The sequence below is a fragment of the Butyrivibrio sp. CB08 genome, assembly GCF_003625485.1.
Classification (GTDB): domain Bacteria; phylum Bacillota; class Clostridia; order Lachnospirales; family Lachnospiraceae; genus Butyrivibrio.
In genome coordinates, this window is the sequence record NZ_RAIR01000029.1 from 1 (window position 1) to 348 (window position 348).

The following is a 348-nucleotide window of genomic DNA, read 5'->3' on the forward strand; positions in this document are numbered from 1 at the left end:
GTCGGATAACTGGGGTGAAGTCGTAACAAGGTAGCCGTAGGAGAACCTGCGGCTGGATCACCTCCTTTCTAAGGAAATAGGAATGAAGTAGGGAGTTGTATTACTGTCTAGTTGTCAAAGTGAGCGCAGGAATTTCACTTTGCAGATGCACATGAGCTTGCTCAGATGTGCAGATGAAAAGAGAAATTCGTATGAGAGCGTGACCGAGCAGCAAGCGACGAAGTCGGTTGCGGTGAGGAAACAAGCGACTGCGCGAACCTTACAACACACTTTTCCGGTGGCGATGCGCTTATGGGTAACACCCGTTCCCATCCCGAACACGACGGTTAAGACGTAAGCGGCCGAAAG

General features: G+C 50.6%; 1 protein-coding gene and 1 rRNA gene. One reads left to right on the forward strand and one right to left on the reverse strand.

All coding sequences use genetic code 11. The annotated features are described in order from the left end of the window. Positions 1-68: ribosomal RNA gene (locus tag D6855_RS16625) — 16S ribosomal RNA — on the forward strand; the annotation flags it as partial. A gap of 46 nt (positions 69-114) precedes the next feature. Here D6855_RS16625 and D6855_RS16880 read toward each other — a convergent pair. Next, positions 115-348, reverse strand: a 234-nt coding sequence (locus tag D6855_RS16880) for a hypothetical protein (protein ID WP_207667282.1), incomplete at its 5' end; no start/stop codon positions are given.